Consider the following 23,726-nt stretch of genomic DNA (forward strand, 5'->3'; position numbering starts at 1 on the left):
GCAGGCAGCAGGTCAGGCTGCGGGAATGGACAGCGGCTCGGTGATGAAGGCGGGCGGAGCCTGGACGCCCGGCGAGACGCTGAGCACTTCATAGCCGGTGTCGGTGACGCGGACCGTGTGTTCCCATTGCGCCGACAGGCTGTGATCGCGCGTGACGACGGTCCAGCCGTCGGCCAGCTGGCGGATCTCGCGGCGGCCGGCGTTGATCATGGGCTCGATGGTGAACACCATGCCGGGCACGAGCTTGATGCCGGTGCCGGGCCGGCCGTAGTGCAGGACCTGCGGGTCTTCGTGGAAGCTGCGGCCGATGCCGTGGCCGCAGTATTCGCGCACCACCGAGAAGCCCTGCGCCTCGGCGTGTTTCTGGATGACGCTGCCGATGTCGCCCAGCGTGGCGCCGGGGCGCACCTGCTGGATGCCTTTCCACATGCATTCGAAGGTGATGTCGGTGAGGCGGCGCGAGAGGATGGAGGGCTCGCCCACGTGGTACATCCGGCTGGTGTCGCCGAACCAGCCGTCCTTGATGATGGTGACGTCGATATTGAGCGCGTCGCCGTTCTTCAGGACCTTGTCGCCGGGAATGCCGTGGCACACCTGGTGGTTCACCGAGGTGCAGATGGCGCCGGGGAAGGGCGGGTAGCCGGGCGGCGCATAGCCCACCGTGGCGGACTTCACCTTGAGCTCGTCGGTGAGGTACTCGAGGCAGAGGCGGTCGAGTTCGCCGGTGGTGACGCCGGGTTTGATGTACGGCGTGACGAAGTCGAGGATCTTGGCGGCCGCCTGGCAGGCTGCGCGCATGCCGGCGATATCGGCCGGATCGGTGATGATGCCCATGGAGGTAGACTTAGGTTCTGGACGGCCCGGCTTGAGCAGGCCCGTCGAAAAATAGTAGAATTATAGGCTTTCTCGCGAAATCCCTTGCGACAAACCGCTAGGTTATCACCAGTGGCGTATCGGCGAGGCGCCGGGATATATCGGATTTCCGAGCGGCAGTGCAGGCTGGGTCGTGGGGGATCGGCATTAAGTTCGCGTGGGGGATGGCCCCGGCGCCGAACTGCCGCCGGTCCTGATGCGGGCCGGGCCGGATGCCGCCGCCAACGAGATCCGTCATTGAAGCTTCACCGTCTGGTGTTTTCGTCTGGGTCCGTCGCGCAGCGAACGGGGCGCCGGATCGGTGGAAACGACACCTTCGAAAGAAGGAAACTACCCCTTCGAAAGAAGGAAATCGCGTGTCATGCCACCCAGGGTGTCGGACGAGGTCCGATGCAGGCATGGCGCAAGAACCAACCCTTGGAGCAAGTTATGTCACTCATGCGTGAAATGCTGGAAGCCGGCGTCCACTTCGGCCACCAGACCCGTTACTGGAACCCGAAGATGGCCCCCTACATCTTCGGCCATCGCAACAAGATCCACATCGTCAACCTCGAAAAGACGGTCGAGAAGTACGAAGAGGCCGTCAAGTTCGTCAAGCAGCTGGCCGCCCGTGGCGGCAACATCCTGTTCGTGGGCACCAAGCGCGCTGCCCGTGAGCTGGTTGCGGCCGAAGCCGCCCGCTGCGGCATGCCCTACGTCGACGCCCGCTGGCTCGGCGGCATGCTGACCAACTTCAAGACGGTCAAGACCTCGATCAAGCGCCTCAAGGACATGGAAGCCGTCGTCGCCGAGGGCGGCGCCGAGCGCATGATCAAGAAGGAAGGCCTGCTGTTCCAGCGCGAGCTGGACAAGCTGAACAAGTCGATCGGCGGCATCAAGGACATGAACGGCCTGCCCGACGCCCTGTTCGTCATCGACGTCGGCTATCACAAGATCGCCGTTGCCGAAGCCAAGACGCTCGGCATCCCGGTCGTGGCCGTGGTGGATACCAACCACTCGCCCGAAGGCATCGACTACGTGATCCCCGGCAACGACGACTCGGCCAAGGCCATCGCGCTGTATGCCAAGGGCATCGCCGACGCCGTCCTGGCCGGTCGCGAGCAGAACCTGAATGGCCTGGTCGAGGAACTCGGCGAAGGCCAGGAAGAGTTCGTCGAGGTGCAGGACAGCCAGGCCTGAGTCCGGCTGCGCCCGCGGCATGGCGCAGCGGCACGCGACGTGCTGCGTTGCGCCGCCGCGCCGGCCGCGCCGGTGTGCCGCGGGCTGACACATGCCCCGTGTATCCTCCCGCCCGCGGGAGGGTGTCCGCGTCCCGAAACGTCCATACACCATGTGCCCCGGCCTGCCGGGGCATGTCTTAGCGAAATCTGGAGCAATCATGGCTGAAATTACCGCCGCCCTGGTCAAGGAACTGCGCGAGAAGACCGACGCCCCGATGATGGAGTGCAAGAAGGCGCTCACCGAGGCTGAAGGCGATCTGGCCCGCGCCGAGGAAATCCTGCGCGTGAAACTGGGCAACAAGGCCAGCAAGGCTGCCGCCCGCGTCACCGCCGAAGGCCTGATCGGTCTGTACATCGCCGAAGGCGCCAAGCTGGGCGCCGTCATCGAAGTCAACTGCGAAACCGACTTCGTGGCCAAGAACGACGACTTCGTCGCCTTCGTCAACGGCCTGGCCAAGCTGGTCGCCGAGCAGAATCCGGCCACCGTCGAAGCCCTGTCGGCGCTGCCCTACGGCGAAGGCACGGTCGAGACGACCCGTGCCGCCCTGGTCGGCAAGATCGGCGAGAACATGAGCATCCGCCGTTTCCGCCGCATCGAGACTCCGAACGCGCTGGCCAGCTACGTGCACGGCGGCCGCATCGGCGTGCTGGTCGAGTACGCCGGCGCCGAGGAAGTGGGCAAGGACCTGGCCATGCACATCGCGGCCACCAAGCCCAAGGCCCTGAATGCCGATGGCGTGCCGGCCGAGGACATCGCCACCGAGCGCTCGGTGGCCGAGCAGAAGGCTGCCGAATCGGGCAAGCCGGCCGAGATCGTCGCCAAGATGGTCGAGGGCTCGGTGCAGAAGTTCCTGAAGGAAGTCACGCTGCTGTCGCAGCCCTTCGTCAAGAACGACAAGCAGACCGTCGAGCAGATGCTCAAGGAAAAGGGCGCCTCGATCAGCCAGTTCGTGCTGTTCGTGGTGGGCGAGGGCATCGAGAAGAAGGTGACCGACTTCGCCGCCGAAGTCGCCGCCGCTGCCGCCGGCCAGGCCTGATTCCAGCAGTACCCTGGGCCGGAGCCGAGCCAGGTGATGGCGCGGCTCCGGCCCGATTCTTGTCATACACTCTTTCGTCGGACTGGTCCTCGGGATATCGCCTATGAGCAGCAGATCATATAAACGGGTTCTACTCAAACTTTCCGGCGAGGCGCTGATGGGCGATGATGCATTCGGCATCAACCGCAGCACCATCGTGCGGATGACGGATGAGATCGCCGAGGTGGCCGCCCTCGGCGTGGAACTCGCCATCGTCATCGGCGGCGGCAACATCTTCCGCGGCGTCGCCCCGGGGGCGCAGGGCATGGATCGCGCCACGGCCGACTACATGGGCATGATGGCCACCATCATGAACGCCCTGGCGCTGCAGGACGCCCTCAAGCACCGCGGCGTCGACACCCGGGTGCAGTCCGCGCTCACGATCGAGCAGGTGGTGGAGCCCTACATCCGCCCCAAGGCATTGCGCTACCTCGAGGAAGGCAAGGTGGTGATCTTCGCCGCCGGCACGGGCAACCCGTTCTTCACCACCGATACGGCGGCCGCCCTGCGCGGCGCCGAGATCGGCGCGGAAGTCGTGCTCAAGGCCACCAAGGTCGACGGCATCTACAGCGCCGATCCCAACAAGGACCCGACGGCCACGCGCTACACGCGCATCAGCTTCGACGAGGCCATCGTGCGGCGGCTGGAGGTCATGGATGCCACGGCCTTCGCCCTGTGCCGCGACCAGAAGCTGCCCATCAAGGTGTTTTCGATCAACAAGTCCGGGGCGCTCAAGCGCGTCATCGGGGGCGAGGACGAAGGCACGCTGGTACACGTTTAAGTAAAAGGAAGACCCCATGAGCGTCGCAGATATCCGTAAATCCGCTGAAACCAGGATGGCCAAGTCGCTTGAAACGCTCAAGGCCGACCTGGCGAAGATCCGCACGGGCCGGGCCCACACCGGCATTCTCGACCACGTCCAGGTCGAGTACTACGGCTCTCCCGTGCCCATCAGCCAGGTGGCCAACGTCAGCCTGGTCGATGCGCGCACCATCAGCGTGCAGCCCTACGAGAAATCCATGGCCGGCCCCATCGAGAAGGCCATCCGCGAATCCGACCTGGGGCTCAATCCGGTGTCGCTGGGCGAGACCATCCGCGTGCCGATGCCGCCGCTCACCGAAGAGCGCCGCCGCGACCTCACCAAGGTGGTCAAGTCCGAGGGCGAGGATGCCAAGGTGGCGGTGCGCAACCTGCGCCGCGAGGCCAACGAAGGGCTCAAGAAGCTGGTCAAGGACAAGACGATCTCCGAAGACGACGAGCGCCGGGCCCAGGACGACATCCAGAAGCTCACCGACCGCTACGTGGCCGACATCGACAAGCTGGTCGTCCAGAAAGAAGCCGAGATCATGAAGGTCTGAGCCCTGCCTCATGGTCATCAGCTCCACCCTGGCAGTGCCGCAGACGCACGCCGTTCCGCAGCATGTCGCCATCATCATGGATGGCAACGGCCGCTGGGCCACGCAGCGGCACCTGCCGCGCACGGCCGGGCACGCCAAGGGCGTGCAGGCCGTGCGCCGCGTGGTCGAGGCCTGCGGCCGCCGCGGGGTGCGCTACCTGACCCTGTTCGCCTTCAGCTCCGAGAACTGGCGCCGCCCCACGGAAGAGGTCTCGCTGCTGATGCGGCTGTTCGTGCAGGCGCTGGAGCGCGAGGTGGACAAGCTCGACGAGCAGGGCGTGTCGCTGCGCGTGGTGGGCGACCTCGCGGCTTTCGAGCCCCGCCTGCGCGAGCTCATCGAGGCTGCGCAGGCGCGCACGGCCGGCAACGAACGCATGTTCCTCACCATCGCGGCCAACTACGGCGGCCGCTGGGACGTGCTGCAGGCCACGCGCGCCATGCTGCGCGCCCATCCGGAGCTGGCCGCCGATCCCGACCGCATCGACGAAGCCCTGCTGTCGTCGCACCTGTCGATGGCCTGGGCGCCCGAGCCCGACCTCTTCATCCGCACGGGCGGCGAGCAGCGCGTCTCCAATTTCCTGATATGGCAGCTGGCCTACACTGAGCTGTATTTCACCGAGCAATACTGGCCGGACTTCGACGCGCAGGCGCTGGAAGCCGCCTTCGAGTGGTATCGCACCCGAGAGCGTCGCTTCGGACGCACCAGCGCCCAGCTGCGCGAGAACGCGCCGCGCTAGCAACAGGAGACTCCCATGCTGGGCCAGCGCATCATCACCGCCGTCATACTCCTGGCCATCGTGGCCGCCACGCTGGCCACCGGGCAGCCCCTGTGGTTCCTGGCGCTGCTGGCGCTGGCCGCGGCCTGCGCGGCCTGGGAATGGCTGCGCCTCACCCTCCCGCCCTGCCTGCCGCCGGCCACGCCGGCCGCCGTGGCGGTGGGCGCCTTCGGGGCGATGATCGCGCTGGCGGCCGCCTGGGCAGTCGGGGCGGGCGGGATGCTGCACGCGGCGGTCGGGCAGGTGCTTGCGCCGCTGGTGGCCCTGGTGTGGCTGCTCGCGGCCACGACTGCGGTGGTGCGCGGCCGGGCCGACGCGCCGGCGGGCAGCCCCGCCTGGACGCTGTTCGCGGTGCCCGCCATCTTCACGGCGTGGGCCGTGCTGGCACGCATGTTCCTGGAGCACGGCGGCCTTTACGTGGTGTCGCTGCTGGCGCTGGTGTGGGTGGCCGACATCGCCGCGTATTTCGTCGGCCGGGCGATCGGCCGCCACAAGCTCGCGCCGCGCGTGAGCCCCGGCAAGACCATCGAAGGCGCCGCTGCCGGCGTGCTGGGCGCGGCGCTGTGGATCGCCCTGAGCGCGCAATGGGAGGGCACCTACGGCCACATGCTGGCCCAGCGCTGGTCGCTCTGGGGCGCAGTGCCGCTGGCCATGCTGCTGGGCGTGCTGTCCATCGTGGGCGACCTGTTCGAATCCCTGCTGAAGCGGCGCGCGGGTCGCAAGGACTCCAGCGCGCTGCTGCCCGGCCACGGCGGCGTCTATGACCGCATCGACGCCATCGTGCCGGTGGCGCCGGTGGCGTTCCTCATGTCCGGAGTCCTGTTTTGACTGCAATGCAACGCGTGGTCGTGCTCGGCTCGACCGGTTCCATCGGCGAGAGCACGCTGGACGTGATCTCGCGCCACCCCGACCGTCTTTCCGTGCATGCCCTGTCGGCGCACAGCCGCATCGAGCGGCTGGCGGAACAGGCCGCCGCCTCCGGCGCCGCGGTGGTGGTGGTGCCCGACGACGCCGCGCGCCAGCGCTTCCTCGCCTGCTGGACCGGCCGCGGGCCCATGCCCGAAGTGCGGGTGGGGCCCGACGCCCTGGCGGCCACCGCGGCCGATCCTGCCTGCGACACCGTCATGGCCGCCATCGTGGGCGCCGCGGGCCTGCCGGCCGCGCTGGCCGCCGCCCAGGCCGGCAAGCGCATCCTGCTGGCCAACAAGGAAGCCCTCGTGGCCGCCGGCCAGGTCTTCATGCAGGCGGTGCGTGCAAGCGGCGCCGAGCTGCTGCCCATCGACAGCGAGCACAACGCGATTTTCCAGTGCCTGCCGCATGACGGCCGGGCCGGGGCATGCGCCCGGCCCGCAGCCGGCGTGCGCCGGCTGCTGCTCACCGCCTCGGGCGGCCCGTTCCGGCAGGCCGACCCGCGCGACCTCGACGACGTCACGCCCGAGCAGGCCTGTGCCCACCCGAACTGGAGCATGGGCCGCAAGATCTCCGTGGATTCGGCCACCATGCTGAACAAGGGGCTGGAGGTCATCGAGGCCCACTGGCTGTTCGCCATGCCGGCCGACCGCATCGAGGTGCTGGTGCATCCGCAGAGCGTGGTGCATTCCATGGTCGAGTACGACGACGGCTCGGTGCTCGCCCAGCTCGGCCAGCCCGACATGCGCACGCCCATCGCCTATGGCCTCGGTTTTCCCGAGAGGCTGGCCAGCGGGGTAGGGCTGCTGGACCTGGCGCGCATGGGCCGGCTCGATTTCGAAGCCCCCGACTTCGAGCGCTTTCCCTGTCTGCGCCTGGCCTTCGAGGCCTTGCGCGCCGGCCAGCCCGCCTGCGTGACCCTGAACGCGGCCAACGAGGTGGCGGTGCAGGCCTTCCTGGAGGGGCGGCTGCCCTACACCTGGATCGCCCGCGTGCTGGAAGCCTCGCTTGAGTGGCAGGCGGGGCGATCATCTGTTACGCTCGACTCGCTCGGCGAGGTGCTCGCGCTCGACGCCGACGTCCGGGCCTACGCAGGCAACCTCGGTCTGGCCTGACCCCGGCGCGGGACGCTCCCGGGGCGCCTCCGGCGTTCCAGGTACTCCCGGGATCCCGGCGCCCCCGGTACGCACCCGGGGCCCGTCGGGGCAGCCCGGGGCCGCATCCCGGGCCCCTGGCACCCGGCCGTTTCACCGCAGTTCCGGAATTTCCCCGATATGTTCTTCACGCTGTTGGCCTTCGTCGTCGCGCTGGGCATCCTGATCACCATCCATGAGCTGGGCCATTATGGCGTGGCGCGCCTGTGCGGGGTACGCGTGCTGCGCTTCTCCGTGGGCTTCGGCAAGGTGGTGCTGCGCCGCCAGGACCGCCACGGCACCGAATGGGCCGTCTCGGCGCTGCCGCTGGGCGGCTACGTCAAGATGCAGGACGATCCGCCCGCCGGGGCGTCGGCGGCCGAGGCCGCGCGCGCCTTCAACCGCCAGTCCGTGGGCCGGCGGTTCGCCATCGTGGCGGCCGGGCCGGTGGCCAACCTGCTGCTCGCCATCCTGCTGTATGCCGGCCTGAACCTGGCCGGCACCGACGTGCCCGCGCCCATCCTGGGGCAGCCCGCCGCCGGCACGCCGGCCGCCCAGGCCGGCTTCCAGGCGGGCGACCGCATCCTGGCGGTGCAGGGCAAGGAAGTCGAATCCTGGAACGATGCGCGCTGGCACCTGCTGGACGTGCTGGCTTCGGGCGGACAGGCCGCCATCGAGGTGCAGCCCGCCGACGGCGGCCCGCGCATCCGCACCCTGGCCGTGGGCGATGCCCGCCGCATGGATCCCTCGCGCGGCGATCCCCTGGCCGAGACCGGCCTGGCCCTGGCCCGGCCCAAGCCCGTGGTGCGCGAAGTGATGCCCGGCACCCCGGGCGAGGCCGCCGGCCTGCTGGCGGGCGACCACATCGTCTCGGTGGACGGGGCCGATCCGCTCGACGCGGGCGCCTTCGTCGAGCGGGTGCAGCAGCACGCCGGCCAGCCGCTGGCGCTCACCGTGCAGCGCAACGGCGTGCCCGTCGAACTCACCGTGGTGCCGCGGGCCGAGACCGTCGACGGCCGCACGATAGGGCGCATCGGCGTGCAGCTGGGCGGCGACGTGCCGATGGTCACGGTGCGTTACGGATTATTGGAAAGCCTGCAGCGCGGCGCCGCCCGCACCTGGGACACCGCCTGGCTGTCGCTGCGCATGATGGCGCGCATGGTCGTGGGCGACGTTTCCCTGCGGAACATCAGCGGCCCGGTCACGATCGCCGACTACGCCGGCCAGACTGCCCGCATCGGGCTGGAGGCGTACGTGGGCTTCCTGGCGCTCATCAGCATCAGCCTGGGCGTACTCAACCTGTTGCCCATTCCGATGCTGGACGGCGGCCATCTGCTGTACTATCTGCTCGAAATCGTGCGCGGCCGCCCGGTCCCCGAACGCTGGATGGAGGTCGGGCAGCGCGCCGGAATCGGTCTGCTGGCCTGCCTCATGGGCCTGGCCCTTTTCAACGATTTTGCGCGCCTGTTCACCTAGGCACGGATCGAATAAAATCCCCCGCCATTTGCACCACCGAGGATACGCAAGGATGTCTTTTCGCCGGATGTTTCAGCTAAAGAGGGGCGTACTGCCGGGTCTGATTGCGGCGCTCCTTGTGCCGGCGCTGGCCCATGCGTTCGAGCCCTTCGTGGTTCGCGACATCCGCGTCGAGGGCATCCAGCGCATCGATCCGGGCACCGTGTTCGGCTACCTGCCCGTCAAGGTGGGCGAGCAGTTCACCGAAGAAGCCGCCACCGAGGCGGTGCGCCGCCTGTACGGCACCGGCTTCTTCAGCGACGTCCAGATCCAGACCGACAACAACGTCGTGGTCGTGGCCGTGCAGGAGCGTCCCACCATCGCATCCATCAATTTCAGCGGGATGCGCGAGTTCGACTCCAAGGCCATCATCACCTCGCTCAACCAGGTGGGCTTCGGCGAGGGCCGCATCTTCGACCAGTCCATGCTCGAGCGCGCCGAATACGAGCTCAAGGAACAATACCTGGGCAAGGGCAAGTACGGCGTCGAGGTCACGTCCACCATCACGCCGCTGCCGCGCAACCGCGTGGGCGTGAACTTCGACGTGTTCGAGGGCGACGTCGCCAAGATCCGCGAGATCCGCATCGTGGGCAACAAGGCGTTCTCCGAGGGCGAACTGCTCGACCAGCTCGACCTCACCACGCCGGGCTGGCTCACCTGGTACACCAACACCGACAAATACTCGCGCGAGAAGCTCGAGGGCGACATCGAGCGCCTGCGCTCGTTCTACCTCGACCAGGGCTATCTCGAGTTCTCCATCGAGCCGCCGCAGGTCACGATCTCGCCCGACCGGAAAGACATCCACATCACGCTCACGCTGCACGAGGGCGAGCCCTACAAGGTGCGCGACGTGAAGCTGGCCGGCAACCTGATGGGCCTGGACACCGAGATCAACAACCTGGTGCAGGTGAAGCCCGGCGAAGTGTTCTCGGCCGCCAAGGCCAACGATTCGGCCAAGGCCATCACCGACTACCTCGGCGAACTGGGCTACGCCTTCGCCAACGTCAACCCGAACCCGCAGCTGGATCGCGAGAAGCACGAGGCCGACGTCACGTTCTACGTCGACCCGAGCCGCCGCGTGTACGTGCGCCGCATCCAGATGGGCGGCAACACCCGCACCCGCGACGAGGTCATCCGCCGCGAGATGCGCCAGCAGGAGGCCGCCTGGTACGACGCCGGCGACATCCGCGTCTCGCGCGACCGCATCGACCGCCTGGGCTACTTCAACGAGGTCAACGTCAGCACCGAGCCGGTGCCGGGTTCGCCCGACCAGGTCGACGTGAACGTCGACGTGAAGGAAAAGCCCACCGGCATGATCAATCTGGGCGTGGGCTACGGCTCGTCCGAGAAGGCCATCCTGTCGGCCGGCATCAGCGAAGACAACGTCTTCGGCAGCGGCACCAACCTCACGTTCCAGGTCAACACCAGCAGCACCAACCGTGCCGCGGTGCTCTCGCACACCGATCCGTACTTCACCAAGGACGGCATCAGCCGCACCACCTCGGTGTACTACCGGGTCACCGAGCCCTGGAACAACAACGACGGCGACTACCGCGTGAAGGCCATGGGCCTGGGCCTGAACTTCGGGGTGCCCATCTCCGAGTACGACCGCATCTTCCTGGGCGCCAACATCGAGCGCAACCAGATCGATCTGTACGACGACTCGCCGCAGGCCTATCGCGACTTCGTCGACCAGTACGGCGACGCCACCAACGCGGTGATCTTCACGGCCGGCTGGTCCAAGGACACCCGCGACAGCGCCCTGGCGCCCACCAAGGGGTCGTATACCCGACTCAAGGGCGACTTCTCCACGATGGACCTCAAGTACTACATGCTGACGGCGCAGCAGCAGTACTACGTGCCGCTGGGCCGCGCCTACACGCTGGCCTTCAACGGCATGGTCGACTACGGCCGCAGCTACGGCGGCAACGACTACCCCGTCATCAAGAACGTGTACGCCGGCGGCATCGGCACGGTGCGCGGCTACGACGGCGCCTCGCTCGGCCCGCGCGACACGCTCACCGGCGACTACCTCGGCGGTTCGCGCCGCATCATCGGCAACGTGCAGCTGTATCTGCCGTTCCCCGGCGCCTCGCGCGACCGCACGCTGCGCTGGTTCCTGTTCGCCGATGCCGGCCAGGTGTCGGCGGGCAGCGGCATGTCGTGCTCGGCCGGCGAAGCCGGCAGCGAGATCGAGGATCCGTGCGGCTGGCGCTACTCGGCGGGCGTGGGCCTGTCGTGGCAATCGCCCCTGGGCCCGCTGCAGCTCTCGTATGCCCGGCCGCTCAACGCCAAGCCCGGCGACGACAAGCAGTCGTTCCAGTTCCAGATCGGTACCGGTTTCTAACGTTACGCATGAAAACAAGGGTAAGCGGGTGCAGGTCGGCTCGCTTTCCGTTTAGTGGCACAATAACGTCTTTGCTTTACCTCCTCGGAAGGTGAGATTTTCATGATGGCTGATTTTGCACTCAACACCTCGGGCTGCGCGCAGCTCAAACGTCGGGCCGGCAAGCTGGGTACCGCGCTGGCTTTGGTGGGAGCGCTGGCATTCGGGCCCGCGGCCGTCGGTTTGGCCCAGGCGCAGGCCCAGGGCACCAAGATCGGCTTCGTGAACACGGAGCGCATCCTGCGTGAGTCGGCGCCCGCCAAGGCGGCGCAGAGCAAGATCGAATCCGAGTTCAAGCGCCGCGACGACGAACTCCAGCGCCTGAGCTCCAACCTGCGCGCCCAGGCCGAGAAGTTCGACAAGGACGCGCCCGTGCTGTCGGATTCCGAGCGCGTCAAGCGTCAGCGCGAGCTCTCCAACCTCGACATGGACCTGCAGCGCAAGCGCCGCGAATTCCAGGAAGACTTCAACCGCCGCCGCAACGAAGAGTTCTCTTCCATCGTCACCAAGGCCAACGACGCCATCAAGCGCATCGCCGAGCAGGAGAACTACGACCTGATCGTCCAGGACGCCGTCACGGTCAATCCGCGCGTCGACATCACCGACAAGGTGATCCAGAGCCTGGGTCGCTGATTTCCGCGTCATGCCGGTTCTGCTGGACCTCGACCATGCGCCGACGCTCGATGTCCTGTTGGCCAGCGTCAATACCCAAGGGCTGGACTGCCGCATCGAGGCCGACGCGGCCGCTCTGCCCCGGATCTGCGGCATCGGCACGCTGACCTCCGCCGGCGGGCAGGAAATCAGTTTCCTTTCCAACCGGCGCTACCAGGCGCAGCTCTCCGCCACCCAGGCCGGCGCCGTCATCGTGCCGCCCGAGGCGGCCGAGGCCCTGCAGGCCATGCCCGAGCCGCCACGGTTCGTGCGGGTGGTCTGCGCCCATCCCTACCTGCTGTATGCCCGCCTGGCACAGTGGTTCGAGGCTGCGGCCCGGCCTGCGCTGCCGCCCGGCGTGCATCCCAGCGCCGTGGTGGCCGATGACGCCGAGCTCGAGCCCGACGTCCATGTAGGGCCGCATTGCGTGGTGGAGTCCGGCGTGCGCATCGGGCGCGGCACGGTGCTGGGCCCCGGCTGCATCATCGGCCGCGGCAGCAGCCTGGGGCCCCATTGCCGGCTCCATGCGCGCGTCACGCTCTACCACGGCGTGCACGTGGGCGCGCGCGCCATCATCCACAGCGGTGCCGTGCTGGGCGCCGACGGCTTCGGTTTCGCGCCGGACCCCACGCTGGGCAAGGGCGCCTGGGGCAAGATCTCGCAACTGGGCGGCGTGCGGGTCGGCGACGACGTGGAAATCGGGGCCAATACCACCATAGACCGCGGCGCGCTCGACGACACCACGCTGGGCGACGGCGTCAAGCTCGACAACCAGATCATGGTGGCGCACAACGTACGCATCGGCGCGCATACGGCCATGGCCGCCTGCGTGGGCGTGGCCGGCTCCACCGTGATCGGCGAGCGCTGCACCATAGGCGGGGCCTCCATGCTGTCGGGCCACCTCACGCTGGCCGACGACGTCCATATCTCCGGGGGGACGGCCGTCACTTCCAACATCGGCAAGCCGGGTCAATATACTGGCGTGTATCCTTATGCCGAGCACGGCGAATGGCAGCGCAATGCAGCCGTGATACAGCAGCTGGCCCAGCTGCGCCGCCGCGTGCGGGCGCTGGAAAAAGACCAGGCATAAACACTACGGTTGCCCGTTTTAAGCAGGCGGGCGCTTTTGCGCCCGCTTCCATTATCGACATTGCAGGAACGCGAAACTCATGGAACTCGACATCAAGGGGATTATGGACCGGCTGCCGCATCGCTATCCGATGCTGCTCATCGACCGGGTGCTGGAGATGGTGCCGGGCAAGTCCATCGTCGCGATCAAGAACGTGTCGATCAATGAACCGTTCTTCGAAGGCCATTTCCCGCATCATCCGGTCATGCCGGGCGTGCTGATCGTCGAGGCCATGGCCCAGGCCTCGGCCCTGTTCTCGTTCACCGACGAGAACGGCGGGCTGAAGTGCGACGGCGCCAAGACGGCCTATTACCTGGTGGGCATCGATGCCGCGCGTTTCCGCCGGCCCGTGGTGCCGGGCGACCAGCTGCGCCTGGAAGTGGAGGCCGAGCGCCTGAGCCGCACCATCTGCAAGTACCAGGGGCGCGCGCTGGTCGACGGCCAGCTCGTGGCCGAAGCCAAGCTCATGTGTGCCATCCGCAGCCTGGAAGAATAAATGTCAGCCAACATCCATCCTACCGCCCTGGTCGATCCCGCGGCCAGGATCGATCCCACGGCGCGCATCGGGCCGTACTGCGTGATCGGGCCCGGCGTCACCATCGGCGCGGGCACGGAGATCGGCCCGCACTGCGTGATCGACGGCGTGACCCGCATCGGCCGCGACAACCGCTTCTACCGCTTCTGCTCCATCGGCGGCATGCCGCAGGACAAGAAGTACGCGGGCGAGCCCACCCAGCTCGTGATCGGCGACCGCAACACGGTGCGCGAGTTCACCACCTTCAATACGGGCACCGTGCAGGACGGCGGGGTCACCACGCTGGGCAACGACAACTGGATCATGGCGTACGTGCACATCGCGCACGATTGCCACGTGGGCAACAACACCATCCTGGCCAACTCGGTGCAGCTCGGCGGCCACGTGCATGTCGGCGACTGGGCGATCATCGGCGGCCTCACCGGCGTGCACCAGTTCTGCAAGATCGGCGCGCACAGCATGACGGGCGGCAACAGCTCGCTCATGCAGGACACCCCGCCGTTCGTGCTGGGCGCGGGAAACCCGTGCCGCCCGGTGGGGATCAACGTCGAGGGCCTGAAGCGGCGCGGCTTCAAGCCGGGCGTGATCTCGGCGCTGCGCGACGCCTACAAATCCATCTATCGCCGCGGCCTCTCGCTGGACGAGGCCCGGGCGGAGCTGCGGGCCCGCCAGCAGGCCGACGCCGATTCCGCGCCGCACCTGCAGCTGCTGCTCGATTTCCTGGACGCTTCCACGCGCGGCATCATCCGGCCATGAACACGCGCATCGGCATGGTCGCCGGCGAGCCCTCCGGGGATCTGCTGGCCGGTCGCATCATTGCCGGGCTGCGGCAGCGCGAGCCGGCAGTCGCCTGCGAAGGGATCGGCGGGCCGCAGATGGCCGCCCAGGGCCTGGATGCCTGGCATCCCATGCACGCGCTGTCGGTCTTCGGCTATGTGGACGCCCTCAAGCGCCTGCCCGGCCTGCTGGCCACCTATCGCGACGTGCAGCGCCGCTGGCTGGCCGAGCCGCCGGCAGTATTCGTGGGCATCGACGCGCCGGACTTCAACCTGAGGCTGGAGCAGCGCCTGCGCGCCGCCGGCACGCCCACGGTGCACTTCGTCGGGCCCTCGATCTGGGCCTGGCGCTACGACCGCATCCACAAGATCCGCGAGGCGGTGTCGCACATGCTGGTGCTGTTCCCGTTCGAGGAAGAGATCTACCGCAAGGAAGGCGTGCCCGTCACCTATGTGGGCCACCCGCTGGCCGGGGCGATTCCCATGGTGCCCGACCGCGCGGCTGCCCGCGCCACGCTGGGCCTCGATGCCACGGCGCGCGTGCTGGCCATCCTGCCCGGCAGCCGGGCCTCCGAGATCCGGCTGATGGCGCCGCGCTTCCTGCAGGCGGCCCAGGGCCTGGTGCGGCGCGATCCGGCGCTGCAATGCATCGTTCCCATGGTCAATGCGCAGCGGCGCGCCGAGTTCGAGGCGGTGCTGGCGCAGTACCCCGTGCCCGGCCTGCGCTGCATCATGGCCGGGGAGGGCGACGACGGCACGCCCGTGGCCTGGCGCGCCATGGAGGCGGCCAACGCCGTCCTGGTGGCCAGCGGCACAGCCACGCTGGAGACGGCGCTGTACAAGCGGCCCATGGTCATCTCCTACGTGCTGTCGCCCTGGATGCGGCGCATCATGGCCTGGAAATCGGGCCAGCAGCGGCCCTACCTGCCCTGGGTGGGGCTGCCCAACGTGCTGCTGCGCGATTTCGCCGTCCCCGAACTGCTGCAGGACGACGCCACCCCCGCCGGGCTCGAGCAGGCCACCTGGGCCGCGCTCACCGACGACGCGCAGGCGGCGCGCATCGAGGCGCGCTTCACGGCCCTGCACCAGGAACTGCTGCGCGACACGCCCGCGCTTGCCGCCAATGCCATTCTCGAGGTTGCGCATGGGGCAGCCTGACCTCTTCGGCGGGCTGGCTCCGCTGCCGTCCATCATTGCCGGCGTCGACGAGGCCGGCCGCGGCCCGCTGGCCGGTTCGGTGTATGCGGCGGCGGTCATCCTGGATCCGGCGCGGCCCATAGCCGGGCTGGCGGACTCCAAGATCCTGCCGGAGGCCCGGCGCGACGAGCTCGCCGCGCTCGTCAAGGAGCGGGCGCTGGCCTGGGCGGTGGCCTACGCCACCGTGCAGGAGATCGACACGCTCAACATCCTGCGCGCCACGCTGCTGGCCATGCAGCGGGCGGTGCAGGGCCTGGCCATGCGGCCCGAGCTGGCGCTGATTGACGGCAACCAGGCGCCGCGGCTGGGCGGCTGCGCGGTGCGCACCGTGATCAAGGGCGACGCCACCGAGCCGGCCATCTCCGCCGCCTCCATCCTGGCCAAGACGGCGCGCGACGCCGACCTGCTGCAACTGCATGCGGCCTATCCCCAGTACGGCTTCGACCGCCACAAGGGCTACGGCACGCCGCAGCACCTCGAGTCGCTGCGCCTGCACGGGCCGTGTCCGGCGCATCGCCGCAGCTTCGCGCCCATCCGGGACTTCGGTCAGTGAAGCACATCACGTCGCGCGACAATCCCGCGGTCAAGGCGCTGCACCGCCTGGCCGCGGGCGGCGGGCACCGCGGCGGGCAGGTGCTGCTCGACGGCGTCCATCTGTGCGAGGCCTGGCTGGCCCATCACGGCGAGCCCGAGCAGGCCATCTTCGATGCCGAGCGGCTCGACCGCCCGGCGCTGCGCAGCCTGGCCGAAAGGCTGCCCGAGCGCCTGTGCCTGGCCCTGGAGCCGCGGCTGGTGCGCGACCTGGCCGGCGTGGAGCATGGCCAAGGCGTGCTGTTCGTGGTGCGTGCCCCGCAACCCGAGGCGCCCGGCCGCATCGCCGAGAACTGCGCGCTCTTCGACCGCATCCAGGATCCGGGCAACGTGGGCACGCTGCTGCGCACCTGCGCAGCCGCCGGCATCCGCCGCGTGTTCCTCTCGGCCGGCACGGCGGCGGCCTGGTCTCCCAAGGTGGTGCGCAGCGGGCAGGGCGCGCATTTCGCGCTGGACATCCACGAACACCAGGACCTCGCGGCCCTGCTGCCGCGCCTGGACGTGCCGCTGGTGGCCACTGCGCTGGAAGGGGCCAGCCTGTTCCGGCAGGCGCTGCCGGCGCGCTGCGCCTGGATATTCGGGCATGAGGGCCAGGGCGTGCATCCGGCGCTGCTGGCGGCCGCGGACCTGCGCGTGCACATACCGCACGACGCCGCCGCGGTGGAGTCGCTGAACGTCGGGGCGGCTGCGGCCATCTGCCTGTTCGAGCAGCGGCGCCAGCACCCGCCGGAAGACCGGCCCTAGTGCCCGGCCCGTAAGTTTGCCCGCGTGCCCCGCGCGTCTTCGGGCCCGGCCGGGCGGGCCGCAGTTGCTTCAGCCGCAGTCGCTTCAGCTGCAGTGCTTCAGCCACAGTTGCTTCAACTGTAGTCGCTCACTGCGCCGATCTGCCGGGCGAACTGCGACCAGCGCTCGATCTCGGCTCGGTTCACCGCCGCGAACGCCTCGGGCCCGAGTATGCTGGGATCCAGTCCGGCCGAGACGAGCTTGGCGCGATTCGCGTCGGTGGCGAGCGCGGCGGGCAGGTCGCGGCCCAGCTGGTCGAGTATGGCCTGCGGCGTGCCGTGGGTGCCGTACAACCCCAGCCAGCTGCTCACGTTGTAGTCGGGTACGCCCGATTCTTCCATCGTGGGCACCTCGGGCAGCAGGGCGGAGCGCTGCCTGCTGGTCACGGCCAGGGCGCGCACGCGGCCGCTGCGCAGCATGGCCAGGCTGGCCGGCACGCTGCTGATGCCCACGTCCAGCTGCCCGCCCACCAGGTGGACCACGATCTCGTTCTGCCCGCGGTAGGGCACGCTGGTGACCTGCGAGCGGGTGCGGTCGGCGAACAGCATGGCCGCCATGTGCGCCGAGCTGCCCACGTCGCCGGCGCCGACGGTGAGATGGCCGGGCGGGTTCCTGCCCATGTAGGCCACGACGTCGGCGATCGACGCGAAGGCGGAGTCGGCGCGCACGATGAATACGTTGGCGAATTCCGCCACCTGGGCGATGGGCACGAGGACCTGGGCGATGTCGATGGGCAGGTTGCGCAGGGTGGCGATGGGCAGCACGTTGCCCAGGCCGCCTCCGACCAGGGTGTAGCCGTCGGCGGGCTGCTCGCTGGCATGGCGGATGCCGATGATGCCCTTGGCGCCGGGCCGGTTGTCGACCACGAAGCTCTGCTTGTAGCGTTCGCTCAGCGCTTCGCCGGCCAGCCGGGCCACCAGGTCCACGGCATTGCCGGCGGGGAAGGGCACGACGATCTTCACCGGCCGGGCCGGATAGGCTTGCGGCTGCGCGCGCAGCAGCGGCGCGGCGCCGAGCACGGGCAGGGCGGCCAGGGTCTTGAGTACACAGCGACGATGCATTTGCAACTCCTGAGGGATACGGCAGTTTCACTGCAACGCAGCCTGCGATACGGCCCGGCCGCCGGGATGGTCAGAAGAACGTGGTGAGCGCCTTGGCCCCGAGCACGTTCTGGTTGAGGTAGATCGTCCTGCGCCGGATCTTCCACTGGCCCTCCACGCGCCAGAGCTCGTCCTCGCGGCGGCCCACGAACAGCGCGGTCTCGGTCTGCAGGCGGTTCTGGTACACGATGAACCGGCTGGTGGCGCGGACGCGGTCTGGCGATTGCGCACCGGCTGGCTGCGCGTCGGCCGGCACGAAGACGCGCACGTTGGTGACCAGGTGCGAGATGCGCGATGCCGGCTCCTCGGCCCAGTGGATGCCGGTATTGATCTGCGCCACCCGCTGGCTCAGCGTCTGCAGGCCTTCGTCGAACCAGGCGGTTTCGCCGGGGCGGGTGAATTCGCGGTCCATCTGGTCGCGGCGCACGTTGCGCGCCAGCGGCATGCGGTATTCGACCTCGGGATGCAGCAGGGCCAGCCAGTCGTTGAACTTGCGCGTGTCGAGCAGGTCGGCCTCGGCGTAGAGGAAGTCCTGGATCTCCCACCACAGCTCGCGCGTGGCGGGCGCGTAGGGCGTATCGGTCGGGGCGGTGGCGGTGTCGCTCATGCTGTGGGCTCCAAGGTTCGGGGCATCGGGGTCAGGGCCTCCCAGTCGGGGGCCGTCATGAATTGCGCCCAGCGCCGGTAGAAGCCGCGGGCGTTCTCTTCGGTGTAGTCGCTGGTATGGCCGCCGCGCAGGTTCTCCACCGGCGTGGCGTGGCCCATACCCATCTGGTAGTTGAAATACATCTGCTGCGAGATCGCGCCCTTGCAGGCGTCGGTGGCCTCCGACCAGTTCTCCATGTCGTCGGATTCCGTCAGGCCGCCCGGGCCGGAGTAGCGCAGGTAATAGTGGCGCGCGGCTTCCTTGACCTCCTCGGGCGCGTCGGCGTCGATGAGGTACATGCGCCACATCTCCATCTCGGTGGCGCTGATGGGCTGGAACACAGCCAGCGAGCGCGGCTGGTGGGCGTGGAACGACATGTTGGGAAAGATCGTGCCCACGGCATGCGGCGTGACGCGCTGGCTGTCGCCGAGATTGCGCACGCGCTTGTCGTAGACCTCGCGGAAGTACTGCTCCGCGGCGGGGTGTTCGGAGAACTGGCTGCGGTAGGGCGGCTCGTCGTAGGCGGGCAGGCGGCCGATCGTGCCGTGCCCGTAGTCGGGGAAGGCCACGCAGACGCGGTTCTCGGTGAAGTCGCGGCGTCCCTTGCCGCCGCTGGGCCCGATGCCCACGAGGTCCACCGAACGGTGGCTGATGTCGTGGTGGCGATCGCCGATGAAATTCTCGGGCGCGAACTTCCAGTTGCAGGGCACGCGCCATTTCTGCACCCCGCCGATGACGACGGAGCCGCCGGGGCTGCCGTCGCGATGGTCGAGGGCGCAGTCCAGGTAGTACTTCATGTCGCCCAGGTAATCGAGGAACGGGATCGCGTTCTCGTCCCAGGTGGCCCAGATGGCGCCTTTGTAGTTGCAGACCTGGGCCACCGATTTCAGGCCCCACTGCTTCTTGTCGAGCTCCGATTTGTAGTGCGTGGCGTACCCCGGCACGCCGACCAGTTCGCCGGGGCGCTCGACCAGGTTGCCGTCGGTGGAGAAGCTCCAGCCGTGGTACGGACAGGTGAAGGTGCGGTTGTTGCCGTGGTCGTAGCGGCACAGCTTCATGCCGCGGTGCGTGCAGCTGTTGAGCAGCACCTGGATCTGGCCTTGCCTGTCGCGCGTGAGGATCACCGAGTCGGTGCCCATGCGCGACAGGAAGTAGTCGTCCGGGTTGGGCACCAGGCTCTCGTGCCCCACGAACAGCCATGCACGCGAAAAGATCCGCTTGATCTCCGCCTGGAAGATTTCCTCGTCGGCAAACAGCGCGCGGTTCACCAGGCTGCCTTCCGCCTTCACCAGTTCGTCTATGGGTCTCATGGGGGTCACCCGGGGTAAGGGTTGAATGGATGGCGCCCGGGTTCAGGCCTGCCGGCTGCCCCAGACATCGGGGTTCACCATGGCCACGGGCTGCCTGCCCGAAAGGGCGTCCATCATGTTGCGGGCCGCCAGGTCTATCATGGCCCGGCGGGTCTCGACCGTGGCGCTGCCGATGTGGGCCTGCAGCACCACGTTGGGCAGGGCGCACAGCGGGCTGGACGGCGGCAGGGGTTCGGTTTCCATCACGTCCAGGCCCGCGCCGGCAATCTGGCCCGACTTCAGCGCCTCGACCAGGGCGGCCTCGTCGATCACCGCGCCGCGCGCCGTGTTGATGAGATAGGCCGTGGGCTTCATCAGGCCGAACTCGCGCGCGCCGATGCCGTGGCGGGTTTCCGCGCTGAGCGGGATGTGCACGCTGAGGAAGTCGGATTCGGCGAACAGCTGGTCGCGCTCGCGGTATTGCGCCAGCCCTTCGGACTCCGCCGCCTGGTCACGGTTGCGGTTGTGGTAGATGACGTTCATGTCGAAGGCCTGCGCCGTGCGCGCCACCACCTGGCCGATGCGGCCCATGCCCAGCAGGCCGAGCGTCTTGCCGCGGATGTCGCGGGCCAGCGGGAAGGCGCCCTTGGTCCAGGCGCCGCTGCGCACGAACGCGTCGCCGGCCACCAGGTTGCGCGCCACGCACAGGATCAGGCCGATGGTGAGGTCGGCCACGGCGCCGTCGAGCACCTTGGGCGTGTTGCACACCAGGACGCGGTGCGCGGTGGCGGCGGGCACGTCGACGTTGTCGAAGCCCACGGCGAAGTTCGACACGACCCGCACCGCCGGCATGGCCGACAGCAGGGCTTCGTCGATCCGGGTGCGCACGGTGCACAGGATGCCTTGCACCTGGCTTGCCCGCTCGGCGCCGATGGCGTCCACGATGGGCTGGCCTGTCGGCACGTCGACGATCTCGCAATCGGCCGCGACCAGCGCGCGCAGATCCTCGGGCAGCGGTGCGGAGACGACGACTAGGGGCTTGGACATGAATGAAACTCCTTTGAAGAAAAATCCGGAACGGGAATCGCGGTATGCGTCAGACGACGCTTTCGATGTCGGTGGCGAAGATCGGTTGTTCCTTGCCATCGACGAGTTCGGGCGAGGCGGGGTGTTCGATATAGCGGCAGATCAGCCAGGTGCCGTCCTGGGGGTTTTCGACGATCTCGGCAATGGCGCCGTCGGCGGTGCGGATGCGCATGCCCGGCGTCAGGGAGGTCAGGTTCACGGTCTTGAAGTCGGACATGGGGTGGCTCCTTGGTATGTGGCGCGGACTACATGCTCAGCTGCTCGTCGGGGATGCGCACGCGCATGCCGGCCAGCTCTTCGGTGACGATGACCTGGCAGGACAGCCGGCTCGTCTCGCACGATTGCGGGACGATCTCCAGCAGCGCGGCCTCGGTGAAGTCGGGGGCGGGCAGGCGGGCGTAGCATTCCGGCTCTACCTGCACGTGGCAGGTGCCGCAGATGGCGCCGCCGCCGCATTCGGCGACGATGCCTTCTATGCCGTCGCGGCGCGCCGCTTCCATGAGCGACCAGCCGACCGGAACGTCGAGGCTCTGTTCGGTGCCGTCGGGAAGCTCGAAAATCACTTGGGGCATGTCGGTACCGCTCCTTCAGGTTGCAAGACTTTCACTGGGTACATCGCGCGGCGCGCCGATACGCTTGGTGGCGCGCATGAATTCCACGGGGCTGTCCACGGACTCGACCACGGCCAGCCGGCCGGCCTGGTAGCGCTCCACCAGCCAGCCCTTGGCGGTGTCGGTGGCGACGTCGTCCACGGGCAGGGCGGGATCGAGCAGGCCAGCCATCTGCAGCCTGCGCCCCTGCTGTTCCGACCAGAAGGTGGGCACGCGCGGCGCAGGCAGCTGTGCGCCGGCGATGTCGGCGGCGGCGATGCGCGCCTGTTCCAGCGCGTTCTGCACGCTTTCGATCCGGCACCATTGCCCGGATTCGGGCCGGGCGCGGCTGGCGCAGTCGCCGATGGCATAGATGCCCGGGGCGGAGCTGCGACAGGCGGCGTCGACCTGGATGCCGTTGGCGCAGCGCAGGCCGGCCTGCTCGGCCAGTTCCACGTTGGGCACGGCGCCCACGCTCACGAGCAGCGCATCGGCCGTCATGCTGCCGCCGTCGGCCAGCCGGACATGCCACTGGCCGCCGGCGTGCTCCCAGCCGGCCACGGCCGTGCTGCGCAGGATCCGGATCCCGGCCTGGGCATGCAGCGCCTCCAGGCGGGCCGACGATTCCGGCGAGACCTTGCCCGCCATCAGGCTGGCGGACTGCTCGATCACCGTTACGTGCGCGCCCAGCTTGGCGGCGGTGGAGGCCGCCTCCAGGCCCAGGTAGCCGCCGCCCACCACCAGCAGCCTGGGGGCCTGCGCAAGGCGTTCGCGCAGGGCCAGCGCATCCGCGAGGTTGCGGATGAGGAACACGTCGGGTCCCTGCAGCCCGGGCAGCGTCCTGGCCCGAGCGCCGGTGGCGATGACGCAGCGCTCGAACCGTATCTGCGTGCCCGCCTGCGTGCGAACGATGCGCGCGGCCGCGTCGAGATGCTGCACCTCGTGTCCGCCGGCGTATTCGATCTGCTGCCGGGCACAGGCGTCGGCGGAGAGCAGCGCCAGGCGCTCGGCGTCGGTGGCGCCGGCCAGCATGGCCTTCGAGAGCGGCGGACGCTGGTAGGGCGTGTGCGCTTCGCCGTCGAGCAGCAGCACGCGGCCGGCATGGCCGGCGGCGCGCAGCGCCGTGGCGCATTCCACGCCGGCGTGGCTGGCGCCGATGATGAGCACGTCGGTCTGCTCCGTGTCGCGCAGCAGCGTATGCATAGGATTCCCCCTGGACTTGTTCTAGGCGTCTTGGCGTGGCCGTCGGGCGGCGCGCTAGGAAATGGTGTCGGGTTCGGTCGACTCCGCCTGGGAAAGCAGCTGGTTGTGGATGCGCAGGCGCGCCTCGGTGTTCTCGATGTGCGCGCGCGCATGGCTGCGCGCGAGTTCGGCGTTGCCGTCGGCGATGGCCTGGTACAGCGTTTCGTGCTCGCGCTGGGCGCTGGTGCCGCGCCGGGCGCGCGCCGAGCGGGTGCGCGATACGCGCAGGTTGCGGTCGAGCAGGCCGCTGAGGAAATTGAAGAAATCGGTGTAGTAGCTGTTGTGCGTGGCTTCGGCGATGGCGCGGTGGAAGTACAGGTCGGCCTCCACGCCGGCCACGATGTCGTCGGATTCGATGGCCTGGGCCATGCCATGGAGCGCCGCCCGCATGGCGGCGAGGTCGTTCGGCGTGCGCCGCATGGCGGCCAGCGATGCGGCCTCGATCTCGAAGCCGCGGCGCAGTTCCACGATGCGCAGGATCTGCTCGATGTCGTCGTGGGAGGCGCCCTGCATGCGCAGCACGAAGGGCCGTTCGGTGGCGGTGATGGTGAGCCCGCGGCCCTGCTTGCTGGCCACCAGGCCGTCTGCCTTGAGGCGCGAGACCGCCTCGCGCAATACGGTGCGCGAGACGCCGAGCCGCTCGGCGATGACCTGCTCGGGCGGCAGGATCTCCCCGGGCTTGTACTGGCCGCTGGTGATCTCGCGCACCAGCATCTCGGCAACGCGATCGGTGAGGTTGGGCTCCGGGCGCGCGGCGAGGTCGCGTTGTCTCTTGAGCAGGGCCATGGCTGGGTTTCCATTCGGTTTATGTGTTTATACGATAAATA

At 68.6% G+C, this 23,726-nt stretch carries 25 protein-coding genes; 16 read left to right on the forward strand and 9 right to left on the reverse strand.

The annotated features are described in order from the left end of the window. Nucleotides 1-12 precede the first annotated feature (12 nt). Nucleotides 13-834: a type I methionyl aminopeptidase gene (gene map, locus ACYBYQ_RS09110; protein WP_459618426.1), complete on the reverse strand. Its 822-nt coding sequence runs from the start codon at nt 832-834 to the stop codon at nt 13-15. Nucleotides 835-1,302: 468 nt separating this feature from the next. On the opposite strand from map, the gene rpsB reads away from it, so the two are divergent. The 16 genes from rpsB to ACYBYQ_RS09190 all read left to right on the forward strand — a co-directional run bounded on the left by rpsB (nt 1,303) and on the right by ACYBYQ_RS09190 (nt 16,907). Beyond that, nucleotides 1,303-2,052, forward strand: coding sequence for a 30S ribosomal protein S2 (gene rpsB / locus ACYBYQ_RS09115; RefSeq protein ID WP_459618427.1), 750 nt, complete (start codon nt 1,303-1,305; stop codon nt 2,050-2,052). Nucleotides 2,053-2,251: 199 nt separating this feature from the next. Continuing rightward, a complete protein-coding gene (tsf, locus tag ACYBYQ_RS09120; protein WP_459618428.1) occupies nt 2,252-3,130 on the forward strand; it encodes a translation elongation factor Ts in 879 nt (292 codons plus the stop codon). Between the two features lie 103 nt (nt 3,131-3,233). Further along, nucleotides 3,234-3,950 (forward strand): UMP kinase, encoded by a 717-nt coding sequence (gene pyrH, locus ACYBYQ_RS09125; protein WP_459618429.1) that lies wholly within the window; start codon nt 3,234-3,236, stop codon nt 3,948-3,950. Nucleotides 3,951-3,966: 16 nt separating this feature from the next. Next, nucleotides 3,967-4,527 (forward strand): ribosome recycling factor, encoded by a 561-nt coding sequence (gene frr / locus ACYBYQ_RS09130; protein ID WP_459618430.1) that lies wholly within the window; start codon nt 3,967-3,969, stop codon nt 4,525-4,527. A 10-nt stretch (nt 4,528-4,537) separates the two neighbouring features. Further along, nucleotides 4,538-5,302, forward strand: a complete 765-nt coding sequence (gene uppS / locus ACYBYQ_RS09135; RefSeq protein ID WP_459618431.1) for a polyprenyl diphosphate synthase — start codon at nt 4,538-4,540, stop codon at nt 5,300-5,302. A 15-nt stretch (nt 5,303-5,317) separates the two neighbouring features. Then, entirely contained in the window at nt 5,318-6,169 is an 852-nt protein-coding gene (locus tag ACYBYQ_RS09140) for a phosphatidate cytidylyltransferase (RefSeq protein ID WP_459618432.1), read from the forward strand. Further along, nucleotides 6,166-7,365 carry a 1-deoxy-D-xylulose-5-phosphate reductoisomerase gene (locus ACYBYQ_RS09145; protein WP_459618433.1) on the forward strand — a complete coding sequence of 400 codons (1,200 nt, stop codon included), beginning with the start codon at nt 6,166-6,168 and terminating at the stop codon, nt 7,363-7,365. Before ACYBYQ_RS09140 ends, ACYBYQ_RS09145 begins: the two co-directional genes overlap by 4 nt. Before the next feature lie 159 nt (nt 7,366-7,524). After that, a complete protein-coding gene (gene rseP / locus ACYBYQ_RS09150; protein ID WP_459618434.1) occupies nt 7,525-8,859 on the forward strand; it encodes an RIP metalloprotease RseP in 1,335 nt (444 codons plus the stop codon). A gap of 52 nt (nt 8,860-8,911) precedes the next feature. Further along, nucleotides 8,912-11,245 (forward strand): outer membrane protein assembly factor BamA, encoded by a 2,334-nt coding sequence (gene bamA, locus ACYBYQ_RS09155; protein WP_459618435.1) that lies wholly within the window; start codon nt 8,912-8,914, stop codon nt 11,243-11,245. Nucleotides 11,246-11,347: 102 nt separating this feature from the next. Further along, a complete protein-coding gene (locus tag ACYBYQ_RS09160) occupies nt 11,348-11,917 on the forward strand; it encodes an OmpH/Skp family outer membrane protein (protein WP_459618436.1) in 570 nt (189 codons plus the stop codon). A gap of 10 nt (nt 11,918-11,927) precedes the next feature. After that, nucleotides 11,928-13,025, forward strand: coding sequence for a UDP-3-O-(3-hydroxymyristoyl)glucosamine N-acyltransferase (gene lpxD / locus ACYBYQ_RS09165; protein ID WP_459618437.1), 1,098 nt, complete (start codon nt 11,928-11,930; stop codon nt 13,023-13,025). A 79-nt stretch (nt 13,026-13,104) separates the two neighbouring features. After that, nucleotides 13,105-13,560 (forward strand): 3-hydroxyacyl-ACP dehydratase FabZ, encoded by a 456-nt coding sequence (fabZ, locus tag ACYBYQ_RS09170; protein ID WP_459618438.1) that lies wholly within the window; start codon nt 13,105-13,107, stop codon nt 13,558-13,560. Next, nucleotides 13,561-14,355 (forward strand): acyl-ACP--UDP-N-acetylglucosamine O-acyltransferase, encoded by a 795-nt coding sequence (lpxA, locus tag ACYBYQ_RS09175; protein ID WP_459618439.1) that lies wholly within the window; start codon nt 13,561-13,563, stop codon nt 14,353-14,355. Continuing rightward, nucleotides 14,352-15,533 carry a lipid-A-disaccharide synthase gene (gene lpxB / locus ACYBYQ_RS09180; protein WP_459618440.1) on the forward strand — a complete coding sequence of 394 codons (1,182 nt, stop codon included), beginning with the start codon at nt 14,352-14,354 and terminating at the stop codon, nt 15,531-15,533. Before lpxA ends, lpxB begins: the two co-directional genes overlap by 4 nt. Beyond that, a complete protein-coding gene (rnhB, locus tag ACYBYQ_RS09185) occupies nt 15,520-16,125 on the forward strand; it encodes a ribonuclease HII (protein ID WP_459618441.1) in 606 nt (201 codons plus the stop codon). The genes lpxB and rnhB overlap by 14 nt, the downstream gene beginning before the upstream one ends. Further along, nucleotides 16,122-16,907: a TrmH family RNA methyltransferase gene (locus ACYBYQ_RS09190; protein ID WP_459618442.1), complete on the forward strand. Its 786-nt coding sequence runs from the start codon at nt 16,122-16,124 to the stop codon at nt 16,905-16,907. The genes rnhB and ACYBYQ_RS09190 overlap by 4 nt, the downstream gene beginning before the upstream one ends. Before the next feature lie 113 nt (nt 16,908-17,020). Here the strand turns inward: ACYBYQ_RS09190 and ACYBYQ_RS09195 are convergent, their stop codons facing one another. The 8 genes from ACYBYQ_RS09195 to ACYBYQ_RS09230 all read right to left on the reverse strand — a co-directional run bounded on the left by ACYBYQ_RS09195 (nt 17,021) and on the right by ACYBYQ_RS09230 (nt 23,685). Further along, a complete protein-coding gene (locus ACYBYQ_RS09195; RefSeq protein ID WP_459618443.1) occupies nt 17,021-18,007 on the reverse strand; it encodes a Bug family tripartite tricarboxylate transporter substrate binding protein in 987 nt (328 codons plus the stop codon). 70 nt (nt 18,008-18,077) lie between these two features. Further along, nucleotides 18,078-18,653, reverse strand: coding sequence for a 3-phenylpropionate/cinnamic acid dioxygenase subunit beta (locus ACYBYQ_RS09200; protein ID WP_459618444.1), 576 nt, complete (start codon nt 18,651-18,653; stop codon nt 18,078-18,080). Continuing rightward, a complete protein-coding gene (locus ACYBYQ_RS09205) occupies nt 18,650-20,002 on the reverse strand; it encodes an aromatic ring-hydroxylating oxygenase subunit alpha (RefSeq protein ID WP_459618445.1) in 1,353 nt (450 codons plus the stop codon). The genes ACYBYQ_RS09200 and ACYBYQ_RS09205 overlap by 4 nt, the downstream gene beginning before the upstream one ends. 42 nt (nt 20,003-20,044) lie before the next feature. Beyond that, the gene (locus ACYBYQ_RS09210) at nt 20,045-21,028 is read right to left on the reverse strand and encodes a 2-hydroxyacid dehydrogenase (protein WP_459618446.1); all 984 of its coding nucleotides are present in this window, start codon (nt 21,026-21,028) and stop codon (nt 20,045-20,047) included. A gap of 49 nt (nt 21,029-21,077) precedes the next feature. After that, entirely contained in the window at nt 21,078-21,284 is a 207-nt protein-coding gene (locus tag ACYBYQ_RS09215; protein WP_459618447.1) for a hypothetical protein, read from the reverse strand. 28 nt (nt 21,285-21,312) lie between these two features. Beyond that, nucleotides 21,313-21,639 carry a 2Fe-2S iron-sulfur cluster-binding protein gene (locus tag ACYBYQ_RS09220; RefSeq protein ID WP_459618448.1) on the reverse strand — a complete coding sequence of 109 codons (327 nt, stop codon included), beginning with the start codon at nt 21,637-21,639 and terminating at the stop codon, nt 21,313-21,315. A 15-nt stretch (nt 21,640-21,654) separates the two neighbouring features. Then, on the reverse strand, nt 21,655-22,860 hold the full coding sequence (locus ACYBYQ_RS09225) for an NAD(P)/FAD-dependent oxidoreductase (RefSeq protein ID WP_459618449.1): 1,206 nt from the start codon (nt 22,858-22,860) through the stop codon (nt 21,655-21,657). Between the two features lie 54 nt (nt 22,861-22,914). Continuing rightward, nucleotides 22,915-23,685 carry a FadR/GntR family transcriptional regulator gene (locus tag ACYBYQ_RS09230; RefSeq protein WP_459618450.1) on the reverse strand — a complete coding sequence of 257 codons (771 nt, stop codon included), beginning with the start codon at nt 23,683-23,685 and terminating at the stop codon, nt 22,915-22,917. Nucleotides 23,686-23,726: the final 41 nt, after the last annotated feature.

The sequence above is a fragment of the Bordetella sp. 2513F2 genome, assembly GCF_054642735.1.